We start from the raw sequence: 12,603 nt of genomic DNA on the forward strand, positions 1-12,603 counted from the left end.
CTGATTAGGAGAGATGGTATCTACAAAAAACATAACCCTTAATCACGACCTACATAAAGTCTGAATCACGACCTACATAAAAAACCAAATCACATGTAGGTCGGCCTTTAGGCCGTCAAAAGTCTAATGACACCAAATCAAAATCCTTGACGCGCTAAAGCATGACTTGCATTAGTTCTTTGCAGGTCGTTGGTACCAAGGTGACACCATATCGGTTATGCCATATAAACTGTTGCGTTTTCCTAGCATTTGGCCGCCGTCACGGGTGATAGGTTGCCAGTTTAGGTTGCCTCGGCTGTTAGTCGGTTTAAGTGAGACGGTGTCGAACGGAATAGACAGATAAAACCCTTTGGTGAAGCTGCCTTCGCCGAAATCTTCTGCGGACATGTTGGTTCGGCTGGCGTACGCGCCGATGATCATGCCGCTGTCAAATTGCTTAGAAAAGTCAAAGCGAGCACCAACGTCAGCGGCTAGAAATTTACCCACGTCGATACGGAATAGAGTGTCTTCTAAAAACGACCATTCAGGTTGATAATAAAAAGACAAATGTCCTGTCGTGCCTCTTGCCAGTACTTTGGTTCCATTGCCGTAGGCATTTTCATCAGAGAAAACACCAAACACTGAGTCGGGGTCACGCTGCGAGATCGCGTTGATGTCCGCACCAATTGCCCAATTTGAGTTAGGCTGACGATACAAGACTTCCGTACCGACCCCAGCAAACATGGTTTCTAAATAACCGCCGTAGACTTGCTGATACCAATTGCTTCCGTAGCGATCAAACCAGGTCAGCTGCAGGTTATTCAAATTGGCGTCGTTGTCACGTACATAAGCCCGCACTAGAGTACGAACACGGTAATTAGATGTGCCGTCCGAAGGAGTGTCAAAATTAAGCTTATCGTAGTTATCTAATAGATTAATCGACACAGAGCTGGATAATTCCAAATTTCGGCTAAGCCAGTAAGAAGCGCCACCTTTCATGGTGATACTGTATATATAAAAGCTTTCTGGGCCGCCGAAGGATTGGCTTAAATTTGGACTAAAACCGTAATTGAAGCGTTCAACGTTTTCGTACAAAGGATCATCATTAATGTCTTCTGGTGGTAACTCAATAATGGCGTCTTTAATCGATGGATTGAAATAATCTACAGCCGCGATTTTACGATAAGCACGCGCCGACACCTTGGTCGATTTCACGGGAATATTGTTTGACTCTTCAATGATTTTGTAAGCGCTCACGTTCGTTGGCAAGTGATTTGCCATCACGGCTGCCGCTCTTTCGGTGGCGACATCACGATCACGGTATTTTGTTTGTTGCGTGACAAAGGTCACCGCATCGTTTTGTTGGTACACCTTGCTGGTTTTATAGCCTGCGATGTCTTCTAATTCACGGTCCAGAGCTGGCCAATCCACGTCATTTAAAGTGGCAGCTTGATCAGTGCCCATCGCGGGTAGCTCGTTGTCTATCCATGGGCTTTTCAAGGTATTAAGATTGGTTGATAACACAAAGCCCAGCGCCACAGTCGTGCCGCGTTCATAACTTAAACGCAGATCAAAGCCATCACTTACCTCATAAACCGCACCAAAGTTCCAAGGTGTTTTGGGTGTCATGTCCACACCACCACGAGTAACTGGATAATCTTGGCTGTAGTTGTTGCCATCATATTCCAGTTTTAAACGCAAAGGCTCGTAAGGTGTCTGATATTCCACACCCGCGAACAAGGACGCTGGGCCTGTAAACCAGCGGTCGTAGTCGATAGAGCCACCATTATCAGAATACCCTGAAATACGATTACAGAATCGGTCTGCTGCATTACACAGAGGGTTACTAATATTACCCCGGGTTCCGAAATATCCCCAACCTAGTCCTAGAGTAACGTCAAATTCACCATAATGATCGGTCGAAAAGCGTTTGGTAGCGGCGAGAAATTCGCCATCAAACAGTCCTGTGCCACCAAGGTCGCGCAAACCGACGGATACTTCTGGTAGCCATTGATCTTCTTTTAACAGCCTTAATTTAGCATCAATGCCTTTATCTGCGTACTTTGTGTCACCACTAAAGCTTTCACTGTTGCTGTACAGCAGATCTTCCACTTGGGTATAACGGATAGTGGTCTCTAACCAAGGCATTAACTGTAAAGAAATAGTGTAAAAGGTATATTCACTGTTGTCGTTATAGCCAAAACTGAACGCGCCTTCGTCGGCCATGCGGCCAGATGGCATTTGGATCAAACCTACACCACCAAGATCCATTTGGGAGGCTTTAAGCTGTGGCCCTTGAAAAGGCAGAGAAAAATAGTCTGTGTCTTCTGCGTACAGCACGCCACTGAGCAAACAGCCATAACCTGTGACAAGACCAGTAACAAGAGTAGTCAAAGAAAAGCGTTTAAATGACATTATAGCTCCAAGCGAAAAGCAAACAGATGGGCGATATTGGCATTTAAATCGCGGTATTCATCGGACAAGTTTGGCAGCCCAATAAACACCATAGCGCCGGGGCTGAGAAAATATAAGGTGTTTTTCCACTGTAAGTCTTTGGCTTGATAAATGCTCCGGTCAGCCTGAATAATCCAAACCGAATCATAGGGCTGCTGTTCTTTGGTTGCGCCAGAGAATTGCGCCAAGTAGTCGCGAAGTTCACCGCTTTTATTCAAGGGAACCTTCTTAACCAGATCCTGTGCCGCGTCAAACACTGTAATGTGATTTGGGCGTTGTGCCAAAAGCAGTGAATATTCGCCTTTTACTAGGGGATTGAGCTTGGGCTTAATGCGAACCTTGGTAAAATCGAAGACCATATCTTCGTGATAAACCAAATTTAACCGATTGAGGTAGTTTGCGATATGTTTCGCAGCAGGCGTGTTTATAGCAGCCAGTTGACGCAAAACAGCACGTTTTTGGTTGGTGACTATGGATTGTTTATTCGGGTTGATCAATGCGCTACCAAGTGGGTATATCTGGTATTGCGACTGAGAATAAGCATCCTGTAATAGTTGTAAAAAACGCACTTCTTGTGGGTAGGACAGGGTAACTTGATTGTGCAGTAGCGTAATAACGGCGTTATCTGCTTTAGCATTCTGTGACAATGTAGCGAGACACAGCATACACATCAGGAATAGCCCTTTTAGATAAGGCGTCGTAGAAAACGGCATCATAATGGCGAATCCTCGTTGTCGGTATCGGGCGTTGTGGCTGTGACATTATTAAACGGTTCAATAAAGGGTTTCACCATCAGCATTTCCACCTTGTCCATGTTAGGCCCTAAATATTGGATGCTTTTCACCACAAAGGGGCGAACCGTCGGCGTGGCGGGCGTAAGCCAAAAAAGATTGGTAAAGTGCGCATCTAGATTGTTAAAGGTGACGGTTTCAGCGATCTGCTCGGCGTCTTGGCGCCATAGCTCGGTTATCACAGTGTCTATGCCAAGCGAGCGTGAGGTGACTTGAGCGGTAAAACCATAGCGATAGCCAGGAGCCCAATCGTATCTGACCGTCCATGACATTGTGCTACTGGGTTTGGGAAGTGTATTGATAAACGGATCGGAAAGGCTGCTATTGCCAGCAAAAGAAGCTAATGCTTCTAAGTTATCACTGGTAAAGCCCACAGTCTGAATAATACGACCGTTTTCGGTGACGATACTGCCAGAATCTTTACTCAACCAAGTCAGTCTGTAAGCCTGGGTGGTGGGGTTATAATCCACAAAGGTCAGAATCAAAAGCAAAGGACGAGTATCGTTAACAGTGACCAAGGTACTGGCATAAGGCAAAGACGTAATGTACTCAGGAGTGATCGCGTTGTTTAAGCCAATCACCGCTTTTGCCGAGTCTAAGCTGCTTTTGAAGTTGGCTGAACAACCCGTTAAAGCCAATACGAGAATAAAAAAAAGGGAATAAAGAGGATAAAAGAAAGAGCGCATGAAACAACCAATACAAACTAAGGGAAAAGAAAAGCCACCTAATTGGTATTAGGTGGCTTGGAGGTATTAATTTGTATTAGTCGTTGTACCAACAGCTGGGGTAGTAGTTGGGTTGCTGTCTGTCGTTGACGCAACCGCTGCACTCACAGCCACTGCTGCTGCCGCTGCTGCCGCTGCTGCCAAACCACCTACTGCTGCAGCCGTCGCTGCACCAACACCCGCCGCTACGCCAGCACCCGCTGCCGCTGCGCCTGCACCCGCTGCCGCTGCGCCTGCACCCGCTCCTGCGCCCGCTGCGCCTGCACCAGCTCCTGCGCCAGCAGCACCTGCGCCCGCTCCAGCACCACCAGTAGAGGCTGCTCCAGCACCAGCCGCTTCACCATATGCTTGGCTAGCTAGGCCAAGTGCTACAATAGTAGCAATCGTTACAAGTTTCATAATATTTCCTTATCATTTAAACATCGATGTTTGAAGAATAGACTTCCTGACCGATTTTAGATCAAGATTTATGACAATGTAAGCGCTATGAACAGACTTTTCGTTAATTTCTTGATCAATTCTAGCCTTATCGCCATAAAGCCTGATCTTAAATGCTGGCGAAATGCGCCTTAAGCGGACAAATGCCAATAATGAACAATGTTTAAAAAAATGCCGCCATTTGTGAAAGCATTGAGTAAGCAGCCTTTATTTTTGCTGTGTTTTGGGACATTATGTGCGGCATCTTAATAATAGTCAGATAGGAAGCATGCTCATGAAAGCGTTATCTCTATCAATACAAGGAACTGTGACCTATTAATGTTCTCTTCTAATGTTAAAAAAAAACCGATTCTATGTCCTCCAAAACTAAGTTTTCTTAGTTGCTGTCGCACTAATAAACTGGTTCATAATGCACTGTTGGTGCCGTTTCTAGGTTGCACTTCTGTTATTGCAGTCGCGTCGCCTTGGTTGGAAGCCAATGATCCGTTTTTGCGCTCATCTTTACTGTTACTGTCTGATTCTGGTCAAATTTCTTCCCCCGTTAATCATTACCCCATGCGTTGGTCCTTATTTGGCGATGACCTAAGCGATTCAAATCATAATCGTGATGTTTTATTAGTCGCCAACCAACAGCTGCTTTACACGCTAAATACAGCCAGATTGAATCGTGGTAATCGATTGTTCAAAGTGGTAAATGGTTCTAATCCTGCAGTACCTTCGGGTTTTGGTCAGTTCAATGAAGACGAAAAGGGCGTTTATACCAGCGTTGAGCATCTAGGGAACTCATTCTCTTACCGTTTAACGGCGGGTTACAGTGAATACCAAGACGATACGACCTTAAATATAGACAATAGTTACCTTGCTTATAGCTCTGGTGCTTGGCTTTGGTCTGTTGGAAATGTTGATCGTTGGTGGGGGCAAGGCTGGCAACATAATCTAATTTTAGGTTCGTACGCTAAAGCGGCGCCAGATGTAAGTGTTAGTTATATTGGCGAGAACAATATTTTGGGTATTTGGAGTGTCGAAAGCATATTAGCCCAACCATCTGGTTCAGATTACGATTACCACAGTGCAACACGTTTAGTATCAAAGCCTTTTTCTCTTTTTGAATACGGTGTTACCTACCAAACCTGGTTTTCCGGTATTGATTCGATACAAGACGAAAAGCAGCTCGCGCTGGATGCGAAGCTGACCTTACCCAGCATGGCTAGTTTTTATCACAGTGTGTATGCAGAAGCGGCTTCTACTTCTAACCAAACTGAGTTGGGCGCTTGGTTGGTGGGTTGGACGGGCAGCTTTCCGCTGGGGGAAAACATCGCTCGTATTGTGTTGGAGTCGCAACAATCTACCGATGCACATGATGCAACCCCGTGGAAATCAGGAAACTATCCTTCTATAACCGATGACGTTGCTAATACAACTTATATGTTAGACGACAGTGTTTCGGTCGCTTTATATTTGCAGCTTAAAAACGATCATCAGATAGGATTAAGCTACCAGAACTCGACACAAGACAATGAAAAAATAAAGACCAGTCAGTTAACGTATAATTTACCCGCTTTAGCTGGAATGGTACGTGTAGGGGCGAGTCGCCAGCAGGCACAGAATAGCGATAACAAAACGAATATATGGGCAGGCTATGAGTTTCGCTTTTAGTGAAATTCATTACGGCTGCAGTTAATAGCTAATATTAAATTTTTATTGAACCTAAATAGACCACACAGTATGCGACTTAAAAAACAACTCTTACCAATACTAATGATGACGCTAGCGGGAAATCTACTCGCTTTTACACCGACCGCAGAGCAGATTAGCCAGTTTCAGAGTATGCCTAAGGCGCAACAGGAGGCGCTAGCCCGTCAATATGGTGTGGATCTTGGGGCTTTGACTGGAGGTGCGGTCAATACTGAAGCGGCCCCAGTGCAACAGGCACCAGTATTGGAGCCTGTCGTGAGCGAAGCAAAACCAGCACCTACCGTTCAAGCGGCAGCAGACAGTGGTGGTGGCTTGACTCAGTTTGGCTACGATGTGTTTGGTAACAATAGTTTAGGTTTAACCATAGTGGACAATTTGCCTGTGCCGCTCGATTATCAAATGGGCCCAGGTGATGTTATTAGCGTGCAGATTTTTGGTAAAAACAATCAGAATCTATCTTTAACCATAGACAGAGATGGCTCTATTAACCTTCCTGACATTGGCCCTGTGGCCGTAGCAGGGCAAACATTCGCGCAGCTGCGCAAACAGCTCAATGACGTAATTAAAAACAAAACCATCGGTGTAGATGTATCTGTCACTATGGGTGCCATGCGTACCATGCAGGTCTATATCGTCGGGGAAGCCATACAGCCTGGTGCCTACAATGTAAACGGCTTAACCACAATTACCCAAGCATTGATCGCTAGCGGCGGTGTAAAGAAATCTGGCAGCTTGCGTCATATTAAATTAATGCGCAAAGGCCAAGTGGTATCAGAATTTGACCTATACGACTTATTGCTCAAAGGTGACACCTCGAAGGACTTGCGTCTATCATCGGGTGATACGCTTTTTATTCCACTTCGTGATAACCGCATTACTATAGAAGGTCAAGTGGCACGTCCAGCGGTGTATGAAGCCAAAGGCGATACCACACTGGGGCAATTATTGTCGTTAGCCGGTGGGGCAAAACCTCAAGCATATTTGTCGCGGGTCAGCGTGCGCCGAGCCAGTGCAAACGGATTGCAGCTGTTTAACTTGGACCTTGCGACACCAGCAGGACGGAACTTTAAACTACAAAATGGCGATGACGTAAACTTATCTGCCGCTTCCTCGTCCCTACGCAATGCCGTTGCCGTGCGTGGTGAAGTGGTCAGGCAAGGCGCGCTTAACTTCAAACAAGGTATGAAAGTAAGTGACGCTATTGGTTCTATCGATGATGGTTTAAAGCTAACGGCCGATTTGAACTATGCGCTATTGGTGCGAGAGATAAACGCCAATCAAGATGTTGAAATTTATCAATTTAGTCTGTTGGATGCATTAACGAACCAAGGCTCGGCGGCAAATTTAACGCTCCAAGAAAAAGACCAAATATTTGTGTTTGATAATGGCTTGGCACAAGGTTACTGGTCTGGCTCTTATGCAAACAGTAAAGCAAAATCGGATGGCGCAGTAGACCAAACACGTGAAGTGCTAGATGCTGAAACAGGGGCAGTTGTTATTGCTGAAGAAAACGCCACCTTAAAAATTGCCGATAAAGAAGTCGAGTCTAATGCGTCTGGGTTGCGTAAAGCCAGTCGAGAGGCGTTACTTAAACCTATTATCGAACGATTAAAGGCGCAGGCTAGTTACGGAAGCCCTGCAAAAGTGATCGATGTATCTGGGGCGGTTAAATTTCCAGGCCTTTATCCATTAGCGAAAAACACCAGTGTTTCTTCTTTGCTCGCGGCCGCTGGCGGTTTGAATCAGAATGCCTATTTATCATCGGCAGAGTTAACGCGTCGCAACACGGAAGGCGATAAATCTACTATTGATCGTATTAATTTTTCACTAAAAGACGCTATAAGTGGCAAGTACCCAGTTGCCTTGATCGCACAAGATCATCTAATGGTTAAATCACAACCGAGTTGGCAAGAGGGGATGGACGTTGAGTTGCAAGGGGAATTTGTTTTCCCTGGTACCTACACGTTTAGACGCGGTGAAACTCTAAAAGACGTGGTAGAACGGGCAGGTGGCTTTACAGAGTTTGCTTACCCTTCTGGTGCAGTATTTAGTCGTGACAGCTTGAAGCGTCAGGAAGCGGAAAGACTGAAATTTATCAACGCACAGCTAAAACAAGAAATTAGCGCCATGTCGTTGCGTCGCCAAGGCTCAACCTCGGTGTCAGATCCAGCGCAGGCCATTGCTGTGGTGGATCAGCTGGATAATGTAGTGCCAGTAGGACGTTTGGTTATTGACCTTAATGATGCAATGAAAGGCGACATTCTAGCGAACTTGATGTTAGAAAAAGGCGACAAGCTGTTCGTACCAGCCTTGAACCCCGTGGTCAGCGTAGTGGGTGAAGTGCAGTTTGCTTCCAACCATACCTACAACCCAGTGTTAACTGTGGAAGATTACATTGGCTCGGCAGGCGGCACGAAACGTCAGGCAGACACAGACCGTATTTACATCGTCAAAGCGAATGGTTCGGTTGAATTGCCGAACAACTCTTTTTGGTTTAGTCGTAATTACGCGCCATTAGAACCTGGTGATACCATCATAGTGCCGATCAACACCGACTACCTAGATGGCTTAAGCACCTTATCTACAGCTACTCAGATACTGTATCAAATTGGTGTCGCGTGGAGCGCTATTAAAGATTAATTTCGAGTTGCAGAGCCCGGTGTGATAGAGCAGGGCGAGAGTCGTAGGCAAAATAAACAGAGGTGAGTTTTAGTGCAAAACTTATCTCGCTTACTTAATAGAACTTAATAGGATAAAACAGAAAAGGATAGGCGTTAGCGAATAAAGCTAGTATCCATACTTTTCCTAATTTAAATATGGCTGATAATTACAACTTACCTCCGCAAGCGTATCACCAGCAAGACGATGAAATAGACCTAAAAGAGCTGTTTATAGCGCTTTGGAAGGGCAAATGGATCATCATATTTACCACCTTCGTATTTGCCGTAGGCGGCGTGCTGTATGCACTATCTCAACCCAACACTTACAAAGCCGAAGCGGTATTGGCCTCGGCCAATGATAACAAATCCGGCGGTTTGGCCGGCATGGCCGCACAATTTGGAGGCTTAGCGTCTTTGGCTGGTATCAACCTAGGTGGCGGTGGCACAGACAGCAAAGCTATGGCACTAGCAATACTCCAGTCTCGTCAATTTATTAACGCCTTCATCAATAAATACGACCTAATGGTTCCCCTAATGGCGGGGGAGAAATGGAGTGAATCCACAGATACCTTACAGTTGAATCCTGAGCTATATGATGCGCAAGGCAAAACATGGGTCCGTGAAGTTGAACCAGGGAAATCACCAATACCAACCGATTGGGAAGCCTACAAAGAGTTCAAAAAACTGATTGCTGTATCCGAAAGTAAAGACAACGGCCTAGTAACCCTGTCTATTACGCACTTATCACCCACTATAGCCAAACAATGGGTGGACTGGTTGGTGATCGACTTAAACGCCTGGGTAAAAAAAGAGTCGCTAGATGAAACACGCCGTAACATCGGCTACCTAGAAGAACAAATCCAAAAAACCAGCATATCAGACATGCAATCCGTCTTTTATCAATTGATAGAAGAGCAAACCAAAAACCTAATGCTGGCACAGGTACAAGACGAATTCGCCTTTAAAACCATCGACCCAGCCGTCGTACCAGAAGAAAAAGCCGGCCCGAAACGCGCCTTAATCTGCGTACTCGCCGTACTACTCGGCGGCATGCTAGGCATGGGCATCGTACTCATCCGCTTCGCCTTCACCAAAAAAGACTAACCACAACCAGCACTCCATATGTCAGATTCGCCGAAGCACGAGGCGTAATCTGACATTCCCAACCCACGTCATCAAACGGCACATGACACTTCGTTCATGATGCCCTGCGAAAAACCAACGTCATTAAACGGCACATTACGTTCCGTTCATGATGTCCTACGAAACCATCACGAAACCAACCACATGATCCACACCAACCCATCCCGTAGGTCAGATGAGACGAGGTACGAGGCGTGATCTGACGAACGAGGCGTGATCTGACGAACGAGGCGTGATCTGACGAACGAGGCGTGATCTGACATATGAGGCATAATCTGACGCATGAAGCGTGACCAGACATTAATAACCCACATCATCAACAGGCACATCACGCTGCGCTAATGGTTCCCTACAAAAACCTCAATTCAAACCACCACCCCGTAGGTCTTGTAGGTCTTGTAGGTCAGATTAACCGAGGTACGAGGCGTGATCTGACGCACGAGGCGTGATTTGACATATGAGGCATAATCTGACGCATGAAGCGTGACCAGGCATTCATACCCACATCATCAACCGGCACATCAAGCTGCGCTAATGGTGCCCTACAAAAACCTCAATTCAAACTACTACCCCGTAGGTCTTGTAGGTCTTGTAGGTCAGATTAGCCGAGGTACGAGGCGTGATCTGACGCATGAGGCGTGATCTGACGCATGAGGCGTGATCTGACTCACGAGGTGTGATCTGGCGCACGAGGCATAATCTGACGCATGAAGCGTGACCAGACATTAATAACCCACGTCATCAACAGGCACATCACGCTGCGCTAATGGTGCCCTACAAAAACCTCAATTCAAACCACCACCCCGTAGGTCTTGTAGGTCTTGTAGGTCAGATTAACCGAGGTACGAGGCGTGATCTGACGCACGAGGCGTGATTTGACATATGAGGCATAATCTGACGCATGAAGCGTGACCAGGCATTCATACCCACATCATCAACCGGCACATCAAGCTGCGCTAATGGTGCCCTACAAAAACCTCAANCAAGAGGCGTGATCTGACACAAGAGGAGTGATCTGACGCATGAAGCGTGATCTGACACACGAGGAGTGATCTGACGCATGAAGCGTGACCAGACATTCATAACCCACATCATCAACCGGCACATCACGCTGCGCTAATGGTTCCCTACAAAAACCTCAATTCAAACCACCACCCCGTAGGTTTTGTAGGTTTTGTAGGTCAGATTAGCCGAGGTACGAGGCGTGATCTGACGCATGAGGCGTGATCTGACTCACGAGGTGTGATCTGGCGCACGAGGCATAATCTGACGCATGAAGCGTGACTAGGCATTCATAACCCACGTCATCAACCGGCACATCACGCTGTGCTAATGGTTCCCTACAAAAACCTCAATTCAAACCACCACCCCGTAGGTTTTGTAGGTTTTGTAGGTCAGATTAGCCGAGGTACGAGGCGTGATCTGACGCACGAGGCGTGATCTGACGAACGAGGCATAATCTGACGGTTGTGAACATTACACTTACTTGCTTTAAAATACCCCATTCCAATGAATATCAAACAATCCCAATTTCACATCACGATGAAAACTAGAATACGGCCAATCACGTGTTGATAAAACGTAGCCATGTTTTACGGGGTTTAAATAACAATAATGGATGTGGGCTCTTAAATCGTTATCTGACTTGATCTCATGCTCCCAAAAACGACCTTGCCAAACACTTTCCATGTTATGCATTCTTTCTTTTAACTTTTTGGTGAACAGCATCTTAATCAACTGCCACCGTATGGAAAAAGCATTATCTCCCTCCGGCAACCGCCAAATGGCGTGAATATGATCGGGCAAAACCACCCACGCAATAATATCAAATGGTCGTCGAGATTTTACGTATCGAACACTCTCACGTAAAAGATCAACATGATCAACCAGAACAGAAGAATGTCGATCCTTGACCGTCACAGTAAAGAAAAACGTACCGCCAAAACGCTTACTTCTAATATATCTAGGCATCCATGCCCTCCCAAGAAATATCTTACACCACCATCCCGTAGGTCAGATGAGACGAGGCACGAGGCGTAATCTGACATCCCCAACCCGCATCATCAAACGGCACATTACGCTCTGCTCATGATGCCCTATGAAACCATCACGAAACCAACCACATGATCCACACCAACCCATCCCGTAGGTCAGATGAGACGAGGCACGAGGCGTAATCTGACATCCCCAACCCGCATCATCAAACGGCACATTACGCTCTGCTCATGATGCCCTATGAAACCATCACGAAACCAACCACATGATCCACACCAACCCATCCCGTAGGTCAGATGAGACGAGGCACGAGGCGTAATCTGACATCCCCAACCCGCATCATCAAACGGCACATTACGCTCTGCTCATGATGCCCTATGAAACCATCACGAAACCAACCACATGATCCACACCAACCCATCCCGTAGGTCAGATGAGACGAGGCACGAGGCGTAATCTGACATCCCCAACCCGCATCATCAAACGGCACATTACGCTGTGCTAATGGTGCCCTACGAAACCATCACGAAACCAACCACATGATCCACACCAACCCATCCCGTAGGTCAGATGAGACGAGGCACGAGGCGTAATCTGACATCCCCAACCCGCATCATCAAACGGCACATTACGCTGTGCTAATGGTGCCCTACGAAACCATCACGAAACCAACCACATGATCAACACCAACTCATCCCGTAGGTCAGATGAGACGAGGTACGA

Annotated in this window: 10 protein-coding genes; 3 read left to right on the forward strand and 7 right to left on the reverse strand. The window is 46.4% G+C overall.

Translation table 11 applies throughout. From position 1 onward, the window contains the following. Nucleotides 1–171: 171 nt before the first annotated feature. The 4 genes from TY87_RS21955 to TY87_RS22670 form a co-directional block, all read right to left on the reverse strand. Entirely contained in the window at nt 172–2,394 is a 2,223-nt protein-coding gene (locus TY87_RS21955) for a YjbH domain-containing protein (RefSeq protein ID WP_100188702.1), read from the reverse strand. Beyond that, nucleotides 2,394–3,149 (reverse strand): capsule biosynthesis GfcC D2 domain-containing protein, encoded by a 756-nt coding sequence (locus tag TY87_RS21960; protein ID WP_100188703.1) that lies wholly within the window; start codon nt 3,147–3,149, stop codon nt 2,394–2,396. The genes TY87_RS21955 and TY87_RS21960 overlap by 1 nt, the downstream gene beginning before the upstream one ends. Further along, complete coding sequence (locus tag TY87_RS21965) at nt 3,146–3,910, reverse strand: YjbF family lipoprotein (protein ID WP_100188704.1); 765 nt, start codon at nt 3,908–3,910, stop codon at nt 3,146–3,148. Before TY87_RS21965 ends, TY87_RS21960 begins: the two co-directional genes overlap by 4 nt. 66 nt (nt 3,911–3,976) lie before the next feature. Further along, on the reverse strand, nt 3,977–4,348 hold the full coding sequence (locus tag TY87_RS22670; RefSeq protein ID WP_198432171.1) for a hypothetical protein: 372 nt from the start codon (nt 4,346–4,348) through the stop codon (nt 3,977–3,979). A 357-nt stretch (nt 4,349–4,705) separates the two neighbouring features. Between TY87_RS22670 and TY87_RS21975 the strand changes: the two genes are divergently transcribed. The 3 genes from TY87_RS21975 to TY87_RS21985 all read left to right on the forward strand — a co-directional run bounded on the left by TY87_RS21975 (nt 4,706) and on the right by TY87_RS21985 (nt 9,846). Next, nucleotides 4,706–6,043: a capsule assembly Wzi family protein gene (locus TY87_RS21975; RefSeq protein ID WP_100188705.1), complete on the forward strand. Its 1,338-nt coding sequence runs from the start codon at nt 4,706–4,708 to the stop codon at nt 6,041–6,043. Nucleotides 6,044–6,112: 69 nt separating this feature from the next. After that, nucleotides 6,113–8,722, forward strand: a complete 2,610-nt coding sequence (locus TY87_RS21980; protein WP_100188706.1) for an SLBB domain-containing protein — start codon at nt 6,113–6,115, stop codon at nt 8,720–8,722. 176 nt (nt 8,723–8,898) lie between these two features. Continuing rightward, entirely contained in the window at nt 8,899–9,846 is a 948-nt protein-coding gene (locus TY87_RS21985; protein WP_100188707.1) for a Wzz/FepE/Etk N-terminal domain-containing protein, read from the forward strand. Nucleotides 9,847–11,376: 1,530 nt separating this feature from the next. Here TY87_RS21985 and TY87_RS21990 read toward each other — a convergent pair. The 3 genes from TY87_RS21990 to TY87_RS22570 all read right to left on the reverse strand — a co-directional run bounded on the left by TY87_RS21990 (nt 11,377) and on the right by TY87_RS22570 (nt 12,370). Beyond that, the gene (locus TY87_RS21990; RefSeq protein ID WP_100188708.1) at nt 11,377–11,856 is read right to left on the reverse strand and encodes an REP-associated tyrosine transposase; all 480 of its coding nucleotides are present in this window, start codon (nt 11,854–11,856) and stop codon (nt 11,377–11,379) included. 42 nt (nt 11,857–11,898) lie between these two features. Then, nucleotides 11,899–12,096 (reverse strand): hypothetical protein, encoded by a 198-nt coding sequence (locus tag TY87_RS22565; protein WP_157789941.1) that lies wholly within the window; start codon nt 12,094–12,096, stop codon nt 11,899–11,901. 76 nt (nt 12,097–12,172) lie between these two features. Continuing rightward, nucleotides 12,173–12,370, reverse strand: a complete 198-nt coding sequence (locus TY87_RS22570; protein ID WP_157789941.1) for a hypothetical protein — start codon at nt 12,368–12,370, stop codon at nt 12,173–12,175. Between the last annotated feature and the right edge of the window lie 233 nt (nt 12,371–12,603).

It is taken from the genome of Marinomonas sp. BSi20584 (assembly GCF_002792415.1).
GTDB lineage: Bacteria > Pseudomonadota > Gammaproteobacteria > Pseudomonadales > Marinomonadaceae > Marinomonas > Marinomonas polaris.

Excerpts from the sequence above, each read along its gene's own strand:
- TY87_RS21965 (WP_100188704.1), bottom strand. The coding sequence starts at position 3,910 with ATGCGCTCTTTCTTTTATCCTCTTTATTCCCTTTTTTTTATTCTCGTA.
- TY87_RS21960 (WP_100188703.1), bottom strand. The coding sequence starts at position 3,149 with ATGATGCCGTTTTCTACGACGCCTTATCTAAAAGGGCTATTCCTGATG.
- TY87_RS21980 (WP_100188706.1), top strand. The coding sequence starts at position 6,113 with ATGCGACTTAAAAAACAACTCTTACCAATACTAATGATGACGCTAGCG.
- TY87_RS21990 (WP_100188708.1), bottom strand. The coding sequence starts at position 11,856 with ATGCCTAGATATATTAGAAGTAAGCGTTTTGGCGGTACGTTTTTCTTT.
- TY87_RS21955 (WP_100188702.1), bottom strand. The coding sequence starts at position 2,394 with ATGTCATTTAAACGCTTTTCTTTGACTACTCTTGTTACTGGTCTTGTC.
- TY87_RS21985 (WP_100188707.1), top strand. The coding sequence starts at position 8,899 with ATGGCTGATAATTACAACTTACCTCCGCAAGCGTATCACCAGCAAGAC.
- TY87_RS21975 (WP_100188705.1), top strand. The coding sequence starts at position 4,706 with ATGTTCTCTTCTAATGTTAAAAAAAAACCGATTCTATGTCCTCCAAAA.
- TY87_RS22670 (WP_198432171.1), bottom strand. The coding sequence starts at position 4,348 with ATGAAACTTGTAACGATTGCTACTATTGTAGCACTTGGCCTAGCTAGC.